A 24711-nucleotide genomic window follows, 5' to 3' on the forward strand; every position below is an offset into this window, starting at 1 on the left:
GATACAAAATATAATGATAAAACTTGATTGATAGGAAATGTAAAAAACTTGTTCATTTATCTGTATATTCTTACACAAAGACTATAACCAATAAATATGCTATAATCAAAACTAAGGTAAACAACGATGTCATCAGAGAACAAAACGCTGACCCCGATATGGATAGTCTATGCGGACGGAGCGAGGCTTCCCTGGAAGTATGAGGGGGCATTGAAGAAAATCAGAGTTTCTGACAGGCTTAGCTCAATCGGAACTGCGAGCCTTGTCTTCGGTATGTCAGTGCCGGACTTTGACAATGACGATGTATTCTCCGAAGGAAGCGAGGTCTCGGTTCATCTGGGCTACAAGGATGATGTCGAAGAAGTTTTCTCAGGCGAGGTAACGGGCTTCGTGCCGCGGTTCGGTGAGTACGGCGCGCCCCAGATGGAAGTCCAAATAGAAACAAAACTGCACAGGCTGGACAAAGGCATACGCGCAAAGGCATTTGAAAGCAAGACAACAGCCCAGATTATAAAAGAAATCATCACAAATCATAATCTGAAAGCCGAGGTCGAGGAATTCGGCCCGAAGCACAACTACACGGAGCAAAGGAACATCACTGACTATGACTACATCACTCAGCTCGCCTGCAAGTACGGAAAAACGGTCTGGTGTCAGGGCAGCACGGTTCATGTAAAGACGGAGATAACGCCGAGCGACGACGATGTAATCCTCGAACGGGGGAAGAGCATAATCAGCGCGAGGACAAGGACGAGCATAGCAAAGCAGCTTTCGGCAGCGGCCTGCACTGGCTGGAGCATCATGGACTGCCGTGGCTTCGCGGCGACGGCTACGATGAAGGACATCCCGCTCAGAATCGGGGGCGAATACTCTTGGGAGGACAACTCGAAGGGCTACGACCCGAAGAAAATCGAGCAGATTACCACCGAAGAAATTATCGACGAGGAAGACGCGGCGGCGGTCGCCAAAGCCTACATACAGAACCGCTCGTTCAAGTTCCAGAGCTGCGACATAAAGACACAGGGAAACTATCACATAAAGCCGGGCAACCGCCTCACGGTGAAATACCTTGGAAGGCACAGCGACGGCGAGTATCTTGTCTACTCAGTGGAGCACGACTTCAGCGTTCAGGACGGATACTTCACAACATGCCATCTTAAAAGGAACTTCTGCGGAGTAAGCAACAACAGAAGCATAAGCGCAATCGACAGGGAACGGATAGACAGACAGAGCGCAAATGCACAGGGAGAGAACGCAGCATCAACCTCTGCAAGTGGAATCCATGAAGAAACGCATAATAATTCAGAAAATACATCTATTGAAAAGAATTCTCAGACTTCATCAGAGGAAAATTCTCAGGCAGATAACAATAATCCAATTGTAGCGGATAATAATGAAGAAATATTATATGATTTTGGAAAAGTAAATGAAATGTACCGAAATTGGAATCAGCAGGATGCTGCTTGGAAAGCATTATTATTATCAAATGATGAGAATGATACTATGAGTTTACATGGCTGTAAGATAGTTGCGGCTGCAAAACTAGTTTGTTCAGTATCAAATAATAGCGAATTTTCTCCTAAGCGTTTTGTTGATAAAAATGATAGAATTATTGATAAAAATGGAAATCTATCACAAACTGAAATAATGACCGCCATAAAAAAGGCAAATCCAAATATTGTTGTGAAGGCGGACTATTTTGAAAAGCAATTAAACGAATCTACATTGAAAAGATTAAAGAAAGATTCTGAATATGAACATTATATCCTTGGCCGAGCAAATGTTGGAGGTGGCCTTGGACAACATTGGGTAGTTATAGAAGATTATAAAGTTCTTCCTAATGGAACAATAGAATACAAAATTGTACCGTCAAGCAAAAATGATTCAGGAAGAGTATTTACATCAGATCCGAAATTTGCAACAGATAAGAAAAAAGCCTGTATCAATAAAATTGAAGTATATTCAATAAAAAGAAATTAAATTCTAAGGAGTATTATTATGAGAAAAACAAAGAAAATTATAGCTTTGATTTGTGCAATTTTTATATGCCACATGGCATTTTCAAATCCGAAACTGTCTGCTGACCAAAAAAAAATGGGAAATCTACTTGTTCGTATAAATCAAAATTTTATGCTTTCGGAACCATGTTTGGCATTTAATCCAAACATAAAAAAAGTATATGTAACAACGATAACATATTCAGATATAAAAAATGGTGTTGTAGATTTTGGCGATTGGGACGCACTGGCAACTTCCATCATCTATACCTTTAATAAGAATTTAATAAACTTAACAGAATCTGTGGCTTTTTATAAGGAAGAAATAGAACAAAAAATATGGTATAAACTTATAATTGAAGATGACAAAATGAGGGTCGGTGAACTTATTAATTGTTATGATGAAAATGGGCGATTGCATCCGGACTGGGGAGTATACTGGACTTATAAGTTTGAAGACAATTTTGTGAAAATTTTAGAAGGAAAAATATATGGAAAAAATGAAATAATGAAAACTGAAAAAGGCTATGACGTATTTTTGTATGGTTCAAATGGAAGAATGAAGAATCTGGTTTTAATCAATGAAAATAAAAAGCAAAGAATAGAAGAAGTTGGAGATAATATGGCTTGGTGGCAATATGAAAAAGGCATCCTTATTGCAGAGCATAACGGCCACAACACTTATCGGTATACTGTTTCCGAGGGAACCGGCGAATATCAAAAAAAAGAAGGCGAAGAATTTAAAACAATAGCAACTCTTGTGCGTAAAGTAGACAGAAACGGGTATTTAACATATCAGAGAATTGAATATCCAAATGGAAAAGGCCAGGAAATTTATATAGGTGAAAAAATGCCTGATATTTCAGGACTAGTAAATAAACTTGATGATAAATAAAAGGAATAAATTTCGATTCTGCAATAGCATTATGGGCTGTTGATGCTTTCTAGCGACGGCGAGTATCTTGTCTACTCAGTGGAGCACGACTTCAGCGTTCAGGACGGATACTTCACAACATGCCATCTTAAAAGGAACTTCTGCGGAGTGGGCAACAACAGAAGTATCAGCGCAATCGACAGGGAGCGGATAGACAGACAGGGCGCAAATGCACAGGAAGAGAACGCAGCGGCAACCTCATCCGGCAGCGGAAACCATGAAGAAACGCAGAACGACACAGAAAACTCATCTGCTGAAAAAACTCCGTCAATCACAAACCCGCGCTGGGAAGATGAAAACGGCAGGACACTTACAAAAGCCCTTGTCGGCGATGAAGTCTTTCTTTGCGCCGATGTAACGGACATTGCAGACGGAGCGACAGCAAAAATAAAGATTGTAGAAAAGGACGACGACGGCAACGATGATTTTATTACAGAACTGAGCACGTCTGTAAATGACGGTAAAATCCGTTGTGATTGGAAAGTCATCTACACAGAGGACAATGACGACACAGACAGCCAGAAAGAAATGGAGGAGAAAGGCTACACCTTGCCCGAATACGCGTTCACGGTTGAGAGTAGCGGAGTTAAGAGCGAAGAGTCAGAACAGCTGGATGTGAGGGGATGGATAAAATTCCAATTAAAGGAAACTGAATCTGATAGAATATTTTCAAATGTTCCTGTGAGAATTCTAAAAGAAGACGGCACAATCATAAAATGTAAAAGCGATGGAAATGGCTATGTATATTTAAAGGATTTATTATTTGGCAAATATTCTATTGAACTGGATGCTAATTAAAAAATTGAGAGGAACTCAAAATGACTGTAGTTTTACGCATGAATATAGAATTTGTTGTTTATGTTGCTTTTAAGGGGGTAATTAATGATACTGATGATTATGTGATTTTGAGGTTGGAAGACAGAGAGCCTGACTATAACCTGCACAATGTTGTCATTGCTCCGCACTGCAAACAAAGAGGAAAATTTGACGGAGCTATATTTAAAGACGGAACGATAGTAAAAGTATCAGCGCACGCTCCTGCCTGGGTAAGCTTTAAAGTATGGAGAAATAGGAAAGGAAAAGTGGAATACAGTATTACAGATAAGGCAAGCAGGGTTATTGATAAAATTGCAAATATAAAAAAGCATTATGAGAATGCATTTAATCACGGGAATTTTGATTATTCAAAAGTATACATAAACCAAAATCTGCCTGGCGCTGAATTAGAAAGCTGGTGGGAAGATGCAGAAGAGGATTGTGGAAATTTTGAGAAATGGGAAAATACTTTTGAAGAAGAAAAGCAGAAACAATTGAGAGAAAAACTTGCAAAAACCTTATGACAATACTTACATATCTAAATCTTTTTTTTATAGTCTTAATATTTCATTTTTGTTCAGATAATTATTCAGCTGAAACAAGGGACTCCATTATTAATGAATTTTCTAGTAATCAAAATGTCGTATCTGTAAATCATTATTATGATACAGAGGATTGGAAAAATGTAATGAGTTTTGATATTACGCTAAAAAATGATGTTCGTATGTATATAGCAGGTTGTCAATATGATAAAAACAATGCTTTAATTTATGAGTCTGTGTATCATATAAATGGATGGCGATTACGAGAAATAATTCATTATGGAACAGAGGATAAATACGATTCAAGTTCAGCCAACAAGAGAGAAATCGAGCTGATGGGAAACTCTGTAAAATACTTGCTTGACAATTATCAAGAACTTTTTGATTTTTATATGAATGTCCCAGAATTTGATCCTGCTCCATATAAAACCCTCAAAGAAACTTTTGATAATGCTCCTGAAAAGTGTATGTATGACATATATGATGAAAATGGCAGAATAATTGGTGTAAGCAAACTGTACAGACGTAGATAAAGCAGAGAATTGGACTATATATTGTATGGAGAAAATCAAAGAATATAATAATTCCAAATTCCCACATCCCATTCTGCCTGTGCATATTGCCCCGGCCTGGCTGTACAACCGCCCCAGTTTGATTGTGCTTACGCCCCAGACAGACTGTATAGCCACTACAGACAAGCTGTATAACAAGCCCGGACAAACTGTAGCGTAAGGCATAGTAGCCTGTACCTTTAGAAATCATATACAATTACTAAAGTGTTAAGCACCATAATCTAGCCACATTGCTTTGTGAATCTAATTTGATTTTTTTTGAAGTCTAGTTAGGTTTGGAATTGAGCGCGCAGGATATAAACTCAAACTGATATTTAAAACACGAATGCTCCAAGCATAATGCATAAATTCTAAGCATATAAAGCTAAAAGGTCAAGATTATTTTTTAGCTATTAACTAAATCACCAGGCCATTGTATAATTCATTGCATACAAAAAGATAAAACAAGAGGTATTGCAAAATGCCAGGAGAGAACAGAACACTTACGCCGGTCTGGATAGCCTATGTTGACGGAGTGAGGCTTGGCACAGGCTACGAGGGCGCGCTAAAATCCATCAGAATCCACGACGGGCTGAACTCAATCGGGACGGCGAGCCTCGTCTTCGACCTGCCCGCCACCGACTTTGACAATGATGATGTATTCTCCGAGGGGAGCGAGGTCTCAGTCCATCTCGGCTACAAAGACGATGTCGAGGAAGTTTTCTCAGGCGAGGTAACGGGCTTCGTGCCGCGGTTCGGTGAGTACGGCGCACCCCAGATGGAAGTCCAAATAGAAACAAAACTGCACAGGCTGGACAAAGGCATACGCGCAAAGGCATTTGAAAGCAAGACAACAGCCCAGATTATAAAAGAAATCATCACAAATCATAATCTGAAAGCCGAGGTCGAGGAATTCGGCCCGAAGCACAACTACACGGAGCAAAGGAACATCACTGACTATGACTACATCACTCAGCTCGCCTGCAAGTACGGGAAGGCGGTCTGGTGTCAGGGCAGCACTGTTTATGTAAAAACTGAAATAACACCGAGTGATGACGATGTAATCCTTGAATGGGGAAAGTCGATAATCAGCGCGAGGGCAAAGACGAGCATGACAAAGCAGCTTTCTGCTGCGACCTGCACGGGCTGGAGCATCATGGACTGCAGGGGCTTTGCGGCGACGGCTACGATGAAGGACATCCCTCTCAAAATCGGGGGCGAATACTCTTGGGAGGACAACTCGAAGGGCTACGACCCGAAGAAAATCGAGCAGATTACCACCGAAGAAATTATCGACGAGGAAGACGCGGCGGCGGTCGCCAAAGCCTACATACAGAACCGCTCGTTCAAGTTCCAGAGCTGCGACATAAAGACAAAGGGAAACTATCACATAAAGCCGGGCAACCGCCTCACGGTGAAATATATCGGCAAGCAGAGCGACGGTGAATATTTGATTGAGAGCGTGGAGCATACGCTTGACATTCAGGAAGGCTTCATCACGAGATGCCATCTGATAAGGAATTTCTGCGAGGTGAACGACAGGAGCGGAACGGCGAGCGAGATAGACAGGGAGCGGGCGGACAGCCAGATTAACGGCACACAGGAAGAGAACTCACTAGTAGCTTCTGCGGGCGGAAGCAAGGCTGAGAATCAGAGCGACTTAGAAAACACATCCAATGAAAAGAATCCGAAAATCATGAATCCACACTGGGAAGATGAAAACGGCAATACAATTACAAAAGCTCTTGTTGGCGATGAAGTTTATCTTTGTGCTGAGATTACAGATATAGATGATTGTAAAAGCGCAAAACTTAAGATTGTTGAAAAAGATGATGAAGGCGAAGATGATGATATTGACTCTGTTTCTGGTAAAGTACAGGATTCAAAAATCAAATGCAAATGGAAAGTAAAATATACTGCAGATGATGATGACTCTAACAGCCAGCAGGAAAAAGAAGAAAAAGGTTACACCTTGCCTGAATATGCATTTTCTGTTGAATGTGATGGTGTTGAAAGTGATGAATCTGGGCAGCTGGATGTTATGGGATGGATTAAAACCCAATTTAAGGATAAAAAGAGTGGAAAACCAATCTCAAATCATAAATATACAATCTATTTATTGGATGGTTCAACAAAAAAAGGTATCACGAACTCTGATGGTTTTGTTGATGAAAAAGATTTGAAGCCCGGTAAATATTTCATAAACTTTGGAGAATAAAATATGAGCGGTATAAAAGTTAAAGAAGAGAAAATAAAAGATAAAACTGGTGTTTGGTATTTAGCAGCAGATATATTAAAAAAAAATGGAATTAAAAATACAGGTGGAAATCAATATGTTTTGATGTGTTGGTTAAAAGATAAAAATGCATCTGTTGTAAAAAGTGATTTTATACAAAGAAATTCTATTGTAAAAATTCCCGCTTCGAAAATTGAGATTCTTCAAATATTTTGTAAAGAATTAAAATTAAATCAAACTTGTACGGAATATTTTGATTTAATTGAATGTGAACATGAAGTAGATGGTGCTATTGATGTTGCTAAATATATAGTTCAAGAAATAAAAACAAATATAAATAGTGAAGCTGCAAAACAAATATCTGCTTTAATACATTATAACTATGAAGCAGAAATTAAAAAACGAGGAATTATTACTTCTTCTTTTATTCCACCATATTCTCCTCAAGAAGCATTTGGAGGTGCTGTCTTAAAATGGATTGAAATGGTTGATACTAACAAACCTTGGGATCATAAACTAAAAATAAAAAAACAATTTCATTATTGTGCAGTACATAGACCCCTAAAATCTGGAACCCCTTCAGAATCTTATTATCATAAATATAATTATCATGATTATTATTTAGATGTTTGGTCTAATATACATTATGGTTTTGTAGGTCGATATTGTGGATTTTCTGAAGACACTTTATTAACAGGGTCAGATATTCAACAATTAATTACAAACATTAAACATTTTAATTTTAAAGGCGGTGATGATCCTGCTGATAAAATTACAATGCAGCTAGGGATGGATTTATATTCTAAATACAAAGACAATATTTCTAAATTAACTTATCAAGTAATACTAGATGAGCTTGAAAATTTAAAATATATTGGAGAATCAAGGCTGATTCATTATTGTTTTGATTTAAATGGAGATAGATTTCACCCAGTATGAAAATAAAAAAAATACTAATTACTTTTTCCATTCTTGTTTTTTTCTCATTAATAGTTGAATCGATTTGTCCTAAAATTGTAATTTATGGAGCTCCTAATATTAAGGCAAAAGTTCAAGTTGTAATGGATTTTTATGACAAATATTATGATGGTGATGTATCACTTTGGTATGTTGATAAATTAAAAAATTCGACAAAAGAAAAACAACTCAATCCGAAAAAGTATATCTTATTTAACTACCCAATTATATATGATAAAAAAGGAAGTAAGAATTTTATAATCATGTATTATATGTATGATAATGAAAATACAAGTTTTCACCGTATTTATATAAATGCCGATTTACTTTATTTTCACAGAATTGAATTTTCTCTTGATGATTCTGGTCAAATTATTAACAGTTATATAAAAAAATATCCTTGGAGTAAAAAAATTGAATATAATTTATAATGAATATGAAAAAACATACTTTAAAACAATTAAAGATGATTGGAAATTAATTGAATGTAATTCACTTCCCAAAAAATGAGGCATAAGGAATCAACTTTCTGCTGTAACAGCAACTGGCTGGGATGTAATGAAATGTGAAGGCTTTACAGCAACAGCAACAATGAAAGATGTGCCTCTGAAAATTGGCGGTGAATATTGCTGGGAAGATAATGCAAGAGGATATGACCCACATAAAGTTACGCAGATCAATTCAGCGGATTTTACAGATGAAGCTGAAGCCATGGAAATCGCCAAGGCAGTTATCTTAAAGAGATCCTTGCAATTTCAAACCTGTGAAGCAAAGACTGAAGGAAACTATCATATAAGACCTGGAAACAGAATTACTATAAAATACCTTGGAAAAGAAAGCGATGGTGAATACTTAGTTTCATCTGTAGAACATACCTTTAATGTTCTTGATGGCTATTTTACAACATGCCATTTAAAAAGAAACTTTTGTGAAATAAGTAATAAATCTGGAACTATAAGTGAAATAGACAAAGAACGAGCAGATAATCAAACTGCTGGCACTGAATCAAATGTAATTTCTACTGGTAGCGGAAACCAGACAGATGAACAGAATAATGCAGAAGAAACTAATGATAAAGAAAAGAATCCTGCAATTTCAAATCCACACTGGGAAGATACAAACGGCAATACAATTACAAAAGCTCTTGTTGGCGATGAAGTCTACCTTTGTGCTGATGTTACAGATATTGACGATGGTGCCACTGCTACAATCAAAATCATTGAAAAAGACGATGACGGTAATAATGATGATATAGATTCTGTATCTGGTAAAGTACAGGATAGTAAAATCAAAACTAAGTGGAAAGTTATTTATACAGAAGATGACGACGACTCTAACAGCCAGCAGGAAAAAGAAGAAAAAGGTTACACATTACCTGAGTACGCTTTCACAGTTGAGTGTGACGGCGTTGAAAGTGAAGAGTCTGGCCAGTTGGATATAAAAGACGAAATTGTTCTAACCGTAAAAAACTTTGATGAACTCAAAGGAAAAACGTTAAAACTTGTCTGGAAAGATGGAAGCAGTAAAGAAATACCTATCGATAGTGAAAAACTAAAGATAAGTGATATTTTTATTGGTTCAGCCTGTATGTTTATAAAATAAAGGAAAAAGATATATGGAATATTACAACGGATTTGTGTTTTATCTAGATGAAAATAATCCTAAATGGAAAGAGTATTATAATAATTTAGGGAAAAAAACATTTGGAGTTTATTCAGTCGCACAATATTTTACAAAAAAACTGAAGGAATTAGCAGATGATAAATTAGATAAGGTTTTTAATATCGAATCAAGTTATATCAATCAATTATCTGATAATAGTTTACATTTATCAGAAAAGGCTATTTCGAATTGGAAAGATATATATAGTGATTTACTTCAGCAAGGTGACGTTTGTGTTATTGCTATTCCTGGATACTTGTGGAAAGGAACTCCTCAGACAAGTTATTCGTTTATGACCAAAGTTGCCAGGAAAGAAGTTACATTATCTGATGTTCTGACAATTCCAGAATATGCTGAATTAGTTGAAAAACTTTTTATTCTTCGTTTTGGTAAGAAGCCTCAAGATTGTACTACAGATACAGTTGAATTTTTTATACCTGCATTGCAATGTGCTATTTCAGAACACTTTGTCATGTCTGATGCCAAAAGTTCAAGACAAACAGCCAACGTGAATACGTTGCAAGCACCGGAACAACCTGTGATCAAAGAAGAAAAGACATGTAGATGTGATAAAGATTTAACTGTTGAAGATATTAAATTTTTGTTTAATGCATCAAGTGATGTAAATTTAAAGTCTTTCATAAATGCATTTAATGAATTTTATAAGTCATTTAATTTAACAACTTGTTTAAGAAGAGCACATTTTTTTGCACAAGTTAGAAAAGAAATAGGAAATGATTTATCTATAAAACGAGAAAATATGAATTATAGGGCTGATGTATTAAAATCTGGGGATCCATTTACGTATTTTCTTAATCATCAAGATGAAGCTGAGTTGTATGGAAGGGTTGATGGTAAAGGAGGTCATAAAGCAAACCAAGAAGCAATTGCAAATAGAGTTTATGCAAATAAATATGGAAATGGTAATATAGAAAGTGGGGATGGTTGGAGATATCGTGGAGGTGGTATTTTGCAGGTAACATTTAAGGATCAATATGAAGAAATTAATACTACTATAAAAAAAGTACATCCAGCTTTTAAAACTAAAATTACTCCAGAAAATATATCAAATATTAGAGAGGCTGTAATTTCTGCTATGGCTTATTGGTACAATCATAACTTAAACGCTAAAGCAGATGCAGGAAATACAGAAAGTGCAGTTGATACAATTACTTCTGTTATAAATAAGAAAACAGATTCATATGCGGAAAGAAAACAGTATTTTAAGAAAATAAAGAATAAATGGATTGATAAAAAATGTGCTGTTCTGCATAAATAAGGATATTTGTTATGAAGATTCAATCATTATTATTTACATTATTTGTTATATTATTTAGTTCATTTAATTGTTATGCAGATAGTAGTCCTCTTGAAGAGCAATATAACTTTTCATTTTATGAGAATAGTAATTTACAACTCCTAAATGTTTGTGTTTATCAAGGAAAATTTATAATAAGCCTCAGATTTAGACACGGAGGAGAAAAAACAACGAATTTGTGCTAAGGTCAAGGTAGGACAAATTCATGGGAAGAAAAAGAAAGGATTTTTCAGACAAGTTCAAACTCGAAGTCGCAAAAGAGGCTCTTAAAAAGAGAGCTAAAGAGGCGGAGGTCGCTGCAAAGTACAGCATTGCACCAAGCACACTGTCTGAATGGATGGAGCAGTTTCTGGAAGGAAAACTTGAGACAGACGAACAGAAAGCCCTCCGTGAAGAGAATGAAAGGCTACGGGCAAAGCAGGATGAAATGCTCGCCTCATTAGGAAAGAAACAGCTCGAGGTTGACTTGCTAAAAAAAAAGCTTCATCTGGACTAGCATCATGGCAGCTTGTTCAAAAAGATATGCATGACAAAAATGGAGTCGGGCTGTCTGTACTTGAACAGTGCCGGATACTGAAACTTCCACGGGCAACTTACTATGAGCGCCGCAGATTTGAAGCAGAACGACAGAAAAAGAAGGCTGGGGAAAACAAAACAAGGCTCAATCGTGCAAAAATTGTAATCAATGAGTGGTCAACTCACAGTACCTATGGTTACAAAAAGATGTCAAAGCATCTGAAAAGACTCGGGTACGACTGGGCTGGAGAAAAGTTTATCCGCAACCTGTACAAGGAACTTGGAATCAAAGGCCAGAAGCCTGTCTTCAAGACCACAAGAAGCGGAAAAGCGCCATACGGAAAGTTCCCGTACCTCTTGCGGAACAAGCTCATCGCGTTCCCGAACCAGGTAATGGCGACAGACATCACTTACATCAAGACTCCATGGGGCATGATGTATTTTACGGCCGTGATTGATTTGTACAGCCGGAAGATTCTGAGCTGGCGGCTCTCGGACAGCATGAGGACAGATTTCTGCCTGGAATGCGTGAGGGAAGCCTTTGAGAAATACGGGGTTCCGGCAGTATTCAACACGGACTGCGGTTCCCAGTATACCAGCGGAGAGTTCATCGGGCTTCTGAAATCCTACAATGTTGAAATCAGCATGGACGGAATCGGAAGATGCAAGGACAACATCTTTGTAGAGCGAACCTGGCGTACTTTGAAATATGAATGGATTTTTCTCCGGGATTACAGATCCGAAGAAGAACTCCGAAAACTGCTTGGAGAATTCGTGAGGTTCTTCAACAATGAAAGAATTCATCAGGGCTTGGATTACAAGACTCCTGACGAAGTATACAGGGAAGGAAGTTTTCCTTCGGCAATCATCAACAAGATGGCTGCATAAAATTCGTTATTTTTCAGACAAAATGTCTGGACAAAGGGCTTAGCTTAATGAATATAAAAAGAATATTAATTTTTTTACTTCTATTGAATTTTAAGGTTTTTGCAAATGAACTTTATAATGACAATGAAGTATCTTTATCTGTAGAAGAACTTATAAATGGTGAATTTAAAATCGTTTTTAGTTATAGAAATGATCGATTAGAATCGCACGAAATAAGTCCCACAGGATATAATTCTTATTGGATTTCAGATGATATTTTAAGACTTGATTTTGGAAGTCCTTTTGCTCCTGATGTTCGTTCATATTTTTTTTCAAAACGAATAAAAAAAATCTCTAGCCGAAAAAAATTTGCAACAGCAATTGTTGATTTAAAAAATTATAAGGTTCTATGTGCTGATATAGAAATTAGTGTAGAAGATATTTTTTCAGATAATAAGAAAATTGTATCATTACCAACAAACGCATATATAAGTGCTTGTAAATTCTTTATAGTTAATGATAAGTCTTTTTTTATAAATAATAGCTTAAGACTTTTCTATCTTGCAAATGATGAGTCGATACAAAATATAATGATAAAACTTGATTGATAGGAAATGTAAAAAACTTGTTCATTTATCTGTATATTCTTACACAAAGACTATAACCAATAAATATGCTATAATCAAAACTAAGGTAAACAACGATGTCATCAGAGAACAAAACGCTGACCCCGATATGGATAGTCTATGCGGACGGAGCGAGGCTTCCCTGGAAGTATGAGGGGGCATTGAAGAAAATCAGAGTTTCTGACAGGCTTAGCTCAATCGGAACTGCGAGCCTTGTCTTCGGTATGTCAGTGCCGGACTTTGACAATGACGATGTATTCTCCGAAGGAAGCGAGGTCTCGGTTCATCTGGGCTACAAGGATGATGTCGAAGAAGTTTTCTCAGGCGAGGTAACGGGCTTCGTGCCGCGGTTCGGTGAGTACGGCGCGCCCCAGATGGAAGTCCAAATAGAAACAAAACTGCACAGGCTGGACAAAGGCATACGCGCAAAGGCATTTGAAAGCAAGACAACAGCCCAGATTATAAAAGAAATCATCACAAATCATAATCTGAAAGCCGAGGTCGAGGAATTCGGCCCGAAGCACAACTACACGGAGCAAAGGAACATCACTGACTATGACTACATCACTCAGCTCGCCTGCAAGTACGGGAAGGCGGTCTGGTGTCAGGGCAACACTGTTTATGTAAAAACTGAAATAACACCGAGTGATGACGATTTAATCCTTGAATGGGGAAAGTCGATAATCAGCGCAAGGGCAAAGACGAGCATGACAAAGCAGCTTTCTGCTGCGACCTGCACGGGCTGGAGCATTATGGACTGCAGGGGCTTTGCGGCGACGGCTACGATGAAGGACATCCCTCTCAAAATCGGGGGCGAATACTCTTGGGAGGACAACTCGAAGGGCTACGACCCGAAGAAAATCGAGCAGATTACCACCGAAGAAATTATCGACGAGGAAGACGCGGCGGCGGTCGCCAAAGCCTACATACAGAACCGCTCGTTCAAGTTCCAGAGCTGCGACATAAAGACAAAGGGAAACTATCACATAAAGCCGGGCAACCGCCTCACGGTGAAATATATCGGCAAGCAGAGCGACGGTGAATATTTGATTGAGAGCGTGGAGCATACGCTTGACATTCAGGAAGGCTTCATCACGAGATGCCATCTGATAAGGAATTTCTGCGAGGTGAACGACAGGAGCGGAACGGCGAGCGAGATAGACAGGGAGCGGGCGGACAGCCAGATTAACGGCACACAGGAAGAGAACTCACTAGTAGCTTCTGCGGGCGGAAGCAAGGCTGAGAATCAGAGCGACTTAGAAAACACATCCAATGAAAAGAATCCGAAAATCATGAATCCTCATTGGGAAGCTGCAGACGGGGCGACCGCAAAACTCAAAATCGTTGAGAAAGACGATGACGGAGATGACGATGATTTAACGGTTCTCACTGATAAAGTACAGGACGGAAAAATTCGTTGTGATTGGAAAGTCGTTTACATGGAGGACAACGACGACACCGAAAGCCAGAAAGAGATGGAAGAAAAGGGTTACACCTTGCCCGAATATGCTTTCACTGTTGAATGCGATAGTGTAGAAAGTGAAGAATCCAGACAGTTGGATGTGCTGGGATGGATAAAAACTCAATTTAAGGATAAAGAAAATGGACTTCCTGTTGGAAACAAGAAATTTAGAATATTTTCTTTCGATGGAAAAATTAAAATTGATGGAAGCACAGATGAAAATGGATATGCTGATTTAAGGAACATAAACATTTCGAAATATTATATATTTTGGGAGAAAGACGAGCATGAGTGATAATGTAAACAATGTACTTGTTGAAACGATAAATAATGATAAAATGGGTAAAACAATTAGTACTATTGCAGCTGAAATCTTAACTCCTTTTGGACTGAATTCTGATAAATTTGTTTATGCTGAAATAATTTGTTGGCTTCGAGAAAAACTAAAATGTGATGTTATATTATCAGGACAAAAATATTATGTCTTGTCTGAAGTAGCAACTGTTGAAGATTTGTTCAAGCTCATTGGTACGGAAATTCCTGTCGCCAAACTTGCAACAATAGACATAAACTTTCCGAGAGTCGATTCGGCTGGAATATACTATGATATGAATGGGAATTTTATAAAGACAGAAGGGAGTGAAAACGAATGGGAGTCTGTTTATGTGAAAGAAAATGGTAATTCAAAATATGTTGGCTCAATCAAAGATTTTGAGACAATGACAGCTGCATTATACGGAGAAACTGATGAAAAAAATTATACTCTTGAAGAAATGCAGGCAATTGGTGATGTAATAATAAATAGATCTGAATTGATGAAAACAACAGTGACAAAAGAAATACAGGCACCTGGTCAAGTTAATGGGTATTATGATAATGATTCTCAAGGTATTACGCGTCGTGGAAGAACATTAAATAACAATGCAAGACTAAGAACTTCAAGAAACGCTACAATAACTACAATCTTGGGAACAAGCAAAGGTAAGTCAAATGGTGCATATTGGTGGTATGGTGCTGATATAAAATCAAATATGCATAATAAAGAATGGGGAATTCATTATACAGATCCAAAACATGATATTTATAAAACAGGAGATACGACTGTAGGTCCTTTCCAAGAGCATTGGCAACCTTCTGGTAAAAATAGAGGTGAACCATGGAATCATAAGTTAGATTCAACAGCTGCCTATGGTGGAACTGTTTTTTGGAAGAAGAATTCAAACTATCAGGATGTTACAGACAATAAGGTATATCCATGAAAAAAATTTTTATATCGATACAAATTATTTTTACATTTTTTTTGCTTTATGCTGACAATAAATTTAAAAACTTTTTTTATTTTGATTCCTACAGTTATACGGAATATATAATTGATGAACATGGCTGGTTAGAACATGATAAATTACAAAATACAGGTTTTTCTGACTGCAAGGTAATTACAATAGAGAAATTAAAAGAAATACCTTATATATTGTATTATCCAATAGGCAGTAATAACATTGATTTGCTAAAAGGTATGTTTGAGATTAATAATCAAAAATTTATTATTAATGATATTAGATTTGACTCTTCTGGGATAAAAGTTTTGACAGTGTCTTTTGAATATAAAAAATATCTATTATTTATTGGGTATGTTGGTAAATACGGAGATAGGGTTTGTTTTATTTTTAATATAACCGATCCCAATCATATAATTTTTTATTCTCCTAAAGACAAATTTATAGAAGCGGAATTTGGTAAAGATTTTTTCGGTATATATCAAAATAAACTATGCTTTTTCTTTTCAACAGCAAACATTGATTTAAATGGACAATATAGATTAATACCATATTATATTGATGATGATTCCCTCAAGCCGTTATGTGATGAAAGGAGTAAATACTATTTTGTAAACTATGTTTATAAAGATAGATTTAAACAGAAATTAGTGATAGGGGAGACATATATTCCAAAAAATAATTTCTGATATATATGTTTATTTTTTTTATGAAAAATCTTATTTATTAATCTGGGACTTAGTTTAGTTAAATATGGTTTAAAGGAAATGAAATTATGTGTAAAAAAGTAATTTTAGATACGAATATATTATATTATTGGGCAAATGTAAGTTCCTCGAATTATGATATTTCGAAGATTCAAGAAACAATTTCAAAATATGGAACCCCATTTATATCTGAACTTTCTCTATTAGAAGCTTTGGTACATTTTAGAAATGATAAAAATTCTGTTAGAAAACTATATACATTCTTATCAGATAAACATATTGGAATAATACGATATTTTAAGCCAGAATATTCAATCTTGACAGATGAACTGAATGAATTAATACAAAACGACAATATATTTAATAGGATATGTAATAGTGCTTTTGAAAAAAAATTAAAATTTGAAAGTGAATTTTTATCATGGTGGTTGGTTAACTTAATTGCAATTATCGGTTCTTATTTATACTACAAAGAACCAAATCTCAGGGATGAAAAATTTTATAAGTTTTATAGACAATTTGAAGCCTTGGTTTATTCAATAAGAGAAGCCGACGGGTTTGTTGTTGAATCATTAAAGAATGCTTTAGAGGAATTTTATAAAACAGAAGATGAAGTTACTTTAAAAAGTTCAATAAATTCGATTTACTTTACTAATTTTTATACACTATTAATAAATTATTCTTGTGCTATTAATAATTCTACAATTTCAGATTTGCCAACCGATTCAAAAAAATACAGTTTAGAAAATAGTCAAAAAATATTAGAAACATTACAATCTGAAGAATTAACAAAAAATTTGTTAAAAAAAATGAAAGAAGAAGAAAAAATTCCAACAAAAAGAAAAGGTAAAGCACTTATAAGTGAATATAATATTGATATAGAACAAGCTTTTGATGAATACAAAGAAATATTATGTAAAGATACAAATAATTATTTTGTTGAATATCTTAGGCTTATTATGAATAAATATTTATTAGATAAAAACAAAAAAATAAACAAGAATGATATAATAGATTCACAAATTTTTATGCAGACGAATGGGTATAATTTTTTAACTGCTGATTCCGATTTTTTGAAAATAATTGAAAATGTAGATAAAAAAAAGGCTGCAAAAATACGAAGCGAAATTGAAAAATGGAAAATTATATGATAGATAAGACCTCTGTCTTGTTTGAAACTTTTGCAAAAACTTCATTATAGCAAAACTCTTGATTTTATTATGATTATACATCACTATAAAAAATATAGGTATGGAGTAAAGCATGGGAGATAGAGAAGATAAGCATTTGACTCCGGTTTGGATAGTGTATGTTGACGGAAAGCGTCTTGATACGGAGCATGAGGGAGCATTGCAGCGAATACACATGGATGATGTCCTTAATGATGTGGGAGCATGTATACTTGAGTTTGATACATCCGCAGTAAAAATTGCAGAAAAAGGAACATTCACCTTAGAGAGCGTTGTTTCCGTACACATGGGGTATAAAGATGACTGTGAACAGGTGTTTTCGGGTGAAGTTACGGATTTTGAGGTACAATGTAATGAGTATGGACATGAACAGCTTTTAATCACATGCCGGAACTGTCTGTATAAAATGCAGAATGCGCATAAATCAACATCATTTGAGTCAAAGAGATTGTCTGATATATTGCGAGGTATTGTTGACTCGTATTCTCTCCAGAGCGAAATAGATGATTTTGGTGCAACGAAGGATTATCAGGTTGAATTGTGTGCTACGGACTTTGATTTCTTGATTGAAAATGCCAGAAAATATGGCAAGACGGTGTATGCATACGAATCGAAAGTGTATGTCAAGAATGAAGTGACAGTTAGGGATGATGACATAATCCTTGAATGGGGAAAGAGTTTGATTAGTTTTACTGCACAAGAACATCTTAAAGGTCAGCTTTCTAGTTGTGCATTTACGGGTTGGGATGAGAACAATTGCGAGGCAATTAGCGGAAATGCGTCGTTAAAAGAAATTCCTGTCAAGGTCGGTGGAAGCAAAAGCTGGGAGGACAATTCAAATGGTGCAGGTGGCAAATGGACTAGCACATTTGTGGAAGAGAATTTGCACGATAATGATGATGCGAAAGAACGTGCTATAGGAAAATTGATAGAAAGCTCGTTCGCATATCAGACTGGAACGGTAAAATGTGAGGGCGATTATAGAATTCACCCTGGTATGCGGGTAAATATAAAGTATGTCGGGAAAAAATTCTCTGGTGAATATATTGCGGATAGGGTAGAGCATGACTTGTCTGTCGGTGGTGCGTTCATTACAAAAATTCACTTGAAAAGGAATTTCTGCGAGACTTCGATACACAAAGAAGCGAGCACGATTGATAGTGAGATGGCAAGCAATCAGTCTGCGAATGCACGAGAAGGAAATGCTTCGGTAATCCCTATGAACGCGAGCCAGACTGAAGAACAGAATAATTCAGAAGAAACATCTGCTGTAGAAAATAATACTCAGACTTCAGCAGCAGAAAATTCTCAGGCAAATAACAATAATTCAATTGTAGCGGATAATAATGAAGAAATATTATATGATTTTGGAAAGATAGCAGCACCATATAGAGACTGGAAACAACAAGATGATGAATGGAAGGATGAAAAGTTATCTAATGCTGCTGGGGATACAATGGAGATACACGGATGCAAGGTTGTTTCCGCTGCAAGACTTGTTTGTACGATTTCTAAAAATAATAAATTTACCCCAAATAGATTTACTGATAAAAAAAATAAGATTGTTGACGGTAATGGAAATCTTTCTCAATCTGCAATAATGAGTGCTATAAAAAAAGCTAACTCGAATATCGTTGTAAAATCTGATTATTTTGAAAAACAGTTGAATGAATCAACTCTAAAGAATTTGAAGAAAGATTCTAAATATATTCATTATATTTTAGGAAGAGCATATATTGGAGGTGGGCTTGGACAACATTGGGTTAATATTGAGGATTATACGGTTTTAGGGAATGGTGTAATCGAATATAAAATTGTACCGTCAAGTAAAAATGATGCTGGTAGAGTTTTTAGGTCTAATTCAAGTTTTGCTACAGATACTAAAAAAGCCTATATTAATAAAATTGAAGTATACTCAATAGAAAGAAAGGGAAACTAATATGAAAACAAAGAAAATTTTATCTTTTATATGTGTCATTTTTTCATTTTTTACAATATTTGCAAAATCAAATTTAACGCAGAATCAAAAAGAAAATATAAATTTGCTTGTGATGATGAAAACGAATCAAGAACTGTGTTTAAATTTTAATCCGAAGCACAAAAAAGTCTATGTTTCTAAAATCACATATTCGGATTATAAAAATGGTATCGTTGATTATGGTGACAATGATTTTCTTGCAAATGCGACAGAGTATGATTTTATTGACGGAATGATTTCTTCGGTAAAAGCGGTGGATTTGTATAAAGGAAAGTCAAACGAAAGACCGTGGCTCGAATTCTTGCTTAAAGGAACTAAACTTCAGGTTGTAAATCTCTCGCGAAAAGAAAATCCAGTAACGCTGTTTTACAAAATAAATGGCGGAAGCATTGAGGGCGACACTGCACATAATTTTAAATGGGGGAGTGAATACGAACTCCTAGAAAAGAAAGACCGTCGAGATATTAATGAGTGGAGCAGTGACGGCTCAAAGGAACTGTATTGGGAGATATATCAAAGTGATGATGTGTTAGAGTTCAAGAGTGATGGCGTAACGTATATGAAGTATCAAAACAAAATACTTATGGAAGAATCATTGGACGGTATTCTGTATCGCTACACGACCACAAACGGAAAGGGAGAGTATCAAAAAAAGGTGAACGGAAAATTCGTGATGGTCGCAAACCTAGAACGCAAAACCGATAACAACGGTTATCTTGTGTATCAAAAACTTTCATATCCGAGTGGTGAGGTTGAAGAAATCATCATCGGAGAAAAACTTCCTGATGTTTCAAAATTGCAAAACCGCTATTATCCTTGAGGATGTGCTAAAAAAGTCTAATGTATTTGACTATTCGGTGGTGCGTTCATTACAAAAATTCACTTGAAAAGAAACATGACAGAATGAGAATAAACAACTATATTGAAGGCAGTTGTGTAAATGGCCCTGGATTCAGATTTTGTATCTGGGTGCAAGGGTGTAAACGAGGATGTCCAGGCTGTTTCAATAAAGAAGCCTGTAAGATGCAGGGTGGGCAAGAAATGGATATTTCTGAAATCTTTCGGATTATAAATCGAAAGAAGTATGATGGTATCTCTGTTTCAGGGGGAGAGCCTTTTTATCAAAAAAATGATTTAGAGTTGTTGTTAAAGACAGCAAAAGAGCAAAAATTGAATACCCTTGTTTTTACAGGCTTTTTATATGAAGAACTTTTAAAAGACTGTAGCTCGATTTTAAGATATTGTGATTATCTTATTGATGGTCCGTATATAAGGGAATTGCCTAGTCATTGTAAATACGCGGGGTCTGGAAATCAGAGGTACCTGAAATTAAGAGACGGTTTGATAGAGTCGGATTTGACTTTCTCAACGGAGGATTCCAGTGAATGTGAAATAATAATAAATCCTGATGGTATAGTTACTACAACGGGTTTTTTTGATATACTATAAAATGAAATGAATTGGAGATGCTAATGTTAAATAAAACTGCGAGAACTGTTGAGACACTTATCAGGGCAAGATACCCGCTGATATATATTGTCTCATTTGAAGAAAACCGTGTATGTAATGCTATGAAGCAAATTGCTACCGCCAGGAACAAGCAGCTCTATCAATGGTCTGTAACGGAAGGGCTTCTGTTGCCAGACGGAAGTTATCTTACAGAATTTAAAGACCCTGTAAGAGCTTTGGAATATATTTTAAATCTTGATGTAAACGGATTATTTATATTGAAAGATTACCATCCCTATATGAATGATCCTGTCGTAATAAGAAAGTTGCGCGATTTGAATCGAAGTTTAAAACTGTCAATGAAGAATGTTATATTCTTGTCTCCTATATTGAAAATACCAGGGGAATTGGAGAAAGAAATTTCTGTAGTTGATTATAAGCTTCCAGATAAGGAAGATTTGGAGCAGATTGTAAAGTCGATAGCTGAGACTGTCGGTGAAAAGCAACTTGAAGAAATCAAAGACAAAGACTTCTTGAACAAGGTTGTAGAAGCAGCTCTTGGGCTTACAGCGGAAGAAGCTGAAAATGTTTTTGCAAAATCGATTGTTGAGAATGGCAATTTTAACCTAAAGACAATTCTTGCGGAAAAAGAACAGATAATCAGAAAGTCTGGTGTTCTTGAGTATTATCATGCGAATGAAAATATGAAGGAAGTTGGAGGTCTTGAACAGTTAAAGGAATGGCTTTCTAAGCGTGGTAAAGCATTCAGCCCTGCTGCACGGGAGTTCGGGCTTCCTGAGCCTCGCGGAATCCTTCTTTTGGGTATTCCTGGTTGTGGAAAAAGTCTTACAGCAAAAGCAATCAGCAGTATGTGGCAGTTGCCTTTGTTAAAACTTGATGTAGGCAAAGTGTTTTCCAGCCTTGTCGGTTCAAGCGAAGAGAATGTAAGACGCGCCATTGCAACGGCAGAAAGCATTGCTCCTTCGATTCTTTGGCTTGATGAGATGGAGAAAGGATTCAGCGGTTTAAGTTCCTCTGGTCAGACAGACGGCGGAACTACGGCTCGTGTATTTGGAACTTTTTTGACATGGTTGCAGGAAAAAAAGTCGCCAGTGTTCGTTGTAGCAACTTGCAACAATGTAAAGGAATTGCCTCCAGAATTATTGCGAAAGGGAAGATTTGATGAGATATTCTTTGTGGATTTGCCTTCTAAAGAAGAACGAAAGGATATTTTTAGGATTCATCTTGAAAAGAGGCATCGTGATCCTAATGGATTTGATTTGGAGAAATTAGCAGAAAGTACAAAAGAATTTGCAGGCTCAGAATTGGAAGAAATCATAGTATCTGCTCTTTACGATGCCTTTGATGAAGGTTGTGATTTGAAGCAGGAGCATCTTGAAAAAACTGTTGCAGGGATGATTCCTTTAAGTAAGACAATGGGCGACCAAATAAAAGGTATTCGAGAATGGGCAAAAATCCGAGCAAAGAAAGCTAGTAATTCTTCATGGGAAGATGAAACTGCTGGCGTACGCAAACTTGAAATGTAAAAAATAAGGAATATCCCATGCTAGAAGTGGCAAGGAAGCTAACCAAGCTGCTCGAAAGCGAGCCGGATCCGAGGGAAGGGGCCGGCGGAAGGCGCGAGTTCAACCAGACGAAGCTGCTCATGAGATGCCCGCCGACGGTGGGGGTGGTGACGGACAACCGCGACCCCGACTGCCTCGGACGGATAAGGATAAGCTATGACACCGTAGTGCCCGGAAGCGTAAGCCCGTGGCTTCCGGTAATCGGGCAGGGGCGTGGGACGGGAAAAGGAATGTGGACGCTCCCGGAAATCGGAACGCAGTGCCTTGCGGTGTTCACGGCGGCGGACAGGAGCAGGGGCTATGTGCTGGGCTTCATATACGACAGGGAGCACCGGCCGCCGGAAAGCGGGACCGAAAAGAGGTGCGACAGCACGCTCCTGCAGACAAGAAGCCACAGGATAGAAGTCATCGACAAAGAGGGAAGCGAGGAGATAAGGATAGAAAGCGCGGAAGGCCGTATGCGGGTGAGCATAGGGAAGTCCGGCGGGATAAAGGTCGAGAACGAGCTTGGCGGAATAAACATAAAGTGCAGGAATTTCAAATGTGAAGGCGAAGGCGAAATTCACCTTGCGACAAAAAAAACATTTGCACTTACAACTGATGATACATTAAAAATAAGTCCAAAAGGCAATGTGAACATCACAAGCGACAAGGAAGTTAATCTCAAAGGAAAGAACATCAAGATGAGCGGCACGAAGGGCGTGACAGCAGAAGGCAGGCAGATAGCCGTTCAGGACGACAAGGTGATGGGGTTCGACACGCACATAATGGTAGTGCCAAGCGGAAGCGGAACGACGACAGTGCCGCTTCCCCATCCATTCATCGGGAAGATAAGCGATAAGGTCTCGGAAGACGTGAAAATCGGGAACAAGGGAGCCGCCGTGAAGGGCAGCAAGGCGAAGCATGACGACTCCATGCACATGCAGCTGCCTGGAACGATAAAATTCCAGAACAACCCGAAGAAAGAGGGCGAGGTCACGGGCGGGACTGTAAGCAAGGTAAAGGTTGACGGAAAGGAAGTCGCAGTCATCGGAAGCCAGGTAACGACATGCAACGACATGGGGATGCAGAACAACTCCGTGATAATGGCGGCCGGGATGAGCATCCCGATGCCGGCGATAGTGAACCCGCTGAACACCGAGGAATGGAAGCGCGGGCAGGAAGAAAAGGACAAGAAAGAGCCGAAGTTCACGGGCGTGAAGTGGGCAAAGACGAGCTGCAGGGAGGGCGAGGAAATAGAGCTTTCTGCTGGTGTGAAGGACATAGCAGACGGTAACATGGTCACTCTGCAAGTTTTCCGCGAGGGGCAGTCGCCTGAGGACAGCGCTGCAATCGCAAAATTTCCGCTTACAGTAAAAGGCGGGACCGTGAGCGCGAAATGGCTGTACCGTGCGGACCAGAGCGTCATGCCTCCTGAGCAGAACCCGAAATTCATTTTCACGGCTCACTGTGCGTGGTGCAATTTTGAAAAGAGCAGCAACACGCTTGAAGTGGAGCTCATACGCCCAGAGATAACGAAAGCAGAGTGGCGGGACAAGGACGGGAATCCTACGAGCAAGGGGCTTGTGGACGAGCCGATAAAACTGTTCGCCGAGACGAAGGACATGGATGGTGGGGTGACTTTCCGTGTGTACGACGAGAGCAAGCGCGAGGTATTCTCTAAGGGGGCGGACATTGCTGACGGCAAGGCTGAAGCGGAGTGGACTTACCACTGGAACGGTGAGAAACTTGACCACAAGCCGAAGTTTACCTTTGAGGTGACTGGGCAGAGATGCAAGATGGTGGAAAGTGGAGAGGTGGAGATAGGACAAGTCTTTGAAATTAACATAGAAGATAAGATGTTAAATAAATTTGATAATGAGAAATTCAAATTAATTAATGTTACTTCTGGGGAAGAAATAGAAGCTAATTTTGATCCTGAAAAAAAACTGATAAAAAATGAAGATTTGGTACCTGGAGAATATAAGGTTGAAATAGATAATTCAGATGATATTGATTTAACTTATGGTCAGGATAATTTAATTGGATAGAGAAAAAGAC

22 protein-coding genes are annotated in these 24711 nt (G+C 37.7%); all 22 read left to right on the top strand.

The genetic code is table 11. The features are described from left to right. Window positions 1–126: 126 nt before the first annotated feature. Window positions 127–1980, top strand: a complete 1854-nt coding sequence (locus tag TRESU_RS13325) for a phage late control D family protein (protein WP_013702719.1) — start codon at window positions 127–129, stop codon at window positions 1978–1980. Between the two features lie 18 nt (window positions 1981–1998). Then, window positions 1999–2892 carry a hypothetical protein gene (locus tag TRESU_RS13330; protein ID WP_013702720.1) on the top strand — a complete coding sequence of 298 codons (894 nt, stop codon included), beginning with the start codon at window positions 1999–2001 and terminating at the stop codon, window positions 2890–2892. Window positions 2893–2934: 42 nt separating this feature from the next. Further along, window positions 2935–3729 (top strand): hypothetical protein, encoded by a 795-nt coding sequence (locus TRESU_RS13335; protein ID WP_013702721.1) that lies wholly within the window; start codon window positions 2935–2937, stop codon window positions 3727–3729. A 20-nt stretch (window positions 3730–3749) separates the two neighbouring features. Continuing rightward, the gene (locus TRESU_RS13340; protein WP_013702722.1) at window positions 3750–4271 is read left to right on the top strand and encodes a hypothetical protein; all 522 of its coding nucleotides are present in this window, start codon (window positions 3750–3752) and stop codon (window positions 4269–4271) included. Further along, complete coding sequence (locus TRESU_RS13345; RefSeq protein ID WP_013702723.1) at window positions 4268–4822, top strand: hypothetical protein; 555 nt, start codon at window positions 4268–4270, stop codon at window positions 4820–4822. The genes TRESU_RS13340 and TRESU_RS13345 overlap by 4 nt, the downstream gene beginning before the upstream one ends. Before the next feature lie 499 nt (window positions 4823–5321). Beyond that, entirely contained in the window at window positions 5322–7058 is a 1737-nt protein-coding gene (locus TRESU_RS13350) for a phage late control D family protein (protein ID WP_013702724.1), read from the top strand. 3 nt (window positions 7059–7061) lie between these two features. Continuing rightward, window positions 7062–8015, top strand: a complete 954-nt coding sequence (locus TRESU_RS13355; RefSeq protein ID WP_013702725.1) for a polymorphic toxin type 44 domain-containing protein — start codon at window positions 7062–7064, stop codon at window positions 8013–8015. Then, window positions 8012–8464 carry a hypothetical protein gene (locus TRESU_RS13360; protein ID WP_013702726.1) on the top strand — a complete coding sequence of 151 codons (453 nt, stop codon included), beginning with the start codon at window positions 8012–8014 and terminating at the stop codon, window positions 8462–8464. The genes TRESU_RS13355 and TRESU_RS13360 overlap by 4 nt, the downstream gene beginning before the upstream one ends. Window positions 8465–8591: 127 nt before the next feature. After that, window positions 8592–9635 carry a hypothetical protein gene (locus TRESU_RS13365; protein ID WP_041612504.1) on the top strand — a complete coding sequence of 348 codons (1044 nt, stop codon included), beginning with the start codon at window positions 8592–8594 and terminating at the stop codon, window positions 9633–9635. 13 nt (window positions 9636–9648) lie between these two features. Beyond that, complete coding sequence (locus TRESU_RS13370; RefSeq protein ID WP_013702727.1) at window positions 9649–10974, top strand: glycoside hydrolase family 19 protein; 1326 nt, start codon at window positions 9649–9651, stop codon at window positions 10972–10974. Between the two features lie 244 nt (window positions 10975–11218). Continuing rightward, window positions 11219–11509, top strand: a complete 291-nt coding sequence (locus TRESU_RS15705) for a transposase (protein WP_013702691.1) — start codon at window positions 11219–11221, stop codon at window positions 11507–11509. A 26-nt stretch (window positions 11510–11535) separates the two neighbouring features. Beyond that, a complete protein-coding gene (locus TRESU_RS13380; protein WP_013702729.1) occupies window positions 11536–12417 on the top strand; it encodes an IS3 family transposase in 882 nt (293 codons plus the stop codon). Between the two features lie 47 nt (window positions 12418–12464). Further along, entirely contained in the window at window positions 12465–13004 is a 540-nt protein-coding gene (locus TRESU_RS13385; RefSeq protein ID WP_013702730.1) for a hypothetical protein, read from the top strand. Between the two features lie 95 nt (window positions 13005–13099). Then, a complete protein-coding gene (locus TRESU_RS13390; RefSeq protein ID WP_013702731.1) occupies window positions 13100–14779 on the top strand; it encodes a phage late control D family protein in 1680 nt (559 codons plus the stop codon). Further along, complete coding sequence (locus tag TRESU_RS14480) at window positions 14772–15743, top strand: hypothetical protein (protein ID WP_013702732.1); 972 nt, start codon at window positions 14772–14774, stop codon at window positions 15741–15743. Before TRESU_RS13390 ends, TRESU_RS14480 begins: the two co-directional genes overlap by 8 nt. Next, window positions 15740–16450 (top strand): hypothetical protein, encoded by a 711-nt coding sequence (locus tag TRESU_RS13400; RefSeq protein ID WP_013702733.1) that lies wholly within the window; start codon window positions 15740–15742, stop codon window positions 16448–16450. The genes TRESU_RS14480 and TRESU_RS13400 overlap by 4 nt, the downstream gene beginning before the upstream one ends. A gap of 86 nt (window positions 16451–16536) precedes the next feature. Further along, the gene (locus TRESU_RS13405; RefSeq protein WP_013702734.1) at window positions 16537–17619 is read left to right on the top strand and encodes a hypothetical protein; all 1083 of its coding nucleotides are present in this window, start codon (window positions 16537–16539) and stop codon (window positions 17617–17619) included. 112 nt (window positions 17620–17731) lie between these two features. Next, entirely contained in the window at window positions 17732–19597 is a 1866-nt protein-coding gene (locus TRESU_RS13410) for a phage late control D family protein (RefSeq protein ID WP_013702735.1), read from the top strand. Window position 19598: 1 nt separating this feature from the next. Further along, window positions 19599–20456 carry a hypothetical protein gene (locus TRESU_RS13415; RefSeq protein WP_013702736.1) on the top strand — a complete coding sequence of 286 codons (858 nt, stop codon included), beginning with the start codon at window positions 19599–19601 and terminating at the stop codon, window positions 20454–20456. A 20-nt stretch (window positions 20457–20476) separates the two neighbouring features. After that, the gene (locus tag TRESU_RS14485) at window positions 20477–21085 is read left to right on the top strand and encodes a 4Fe-4S cluster-binding domain-containing protein (RefSeq protein WP_052299636.1); all 609 of its coding nucleotides are present in this window, start codon (window positions 20477–20479) and stop codon (window positions 21083–21085) included. 23 nt (window positions 21086–21108) lie between these two features. Continuing rightward, on the top strand, window positions 21109–22632 hold the full coding sequence (locus tag TRESU_RS13425) for an AAA family ATPase (protein ID WP_013702738.1): 1524 nt from the start codon (window positions 21109–21111) through the stop codon (window positions 22630–22632). Between the two features lie 17 nt (window positions 22633–22649). After that, window positions 22650–24701, top strand: a complete 2052-nt coding sequence (locus tag TRESU_RS14490) for a phage baseplate assembly protein V (RefSeq protein WP_013702739.1) — start codon at window positions 22650–22652, stop codon at window positions 24699–24701. Window positions 24702–24711: the final 10 nt, after the last annotated feature.

The organism is Treponema succinifaciens DSM 2489 (genome assembly GCF_000195275.1).
Classification (GTDB): domain Bacteria; phylum Spirochaetota; class Spirochaetia; order Treponematales; family Treponemataceae; genus Treponema_D; species Treponema_D succinifaciens.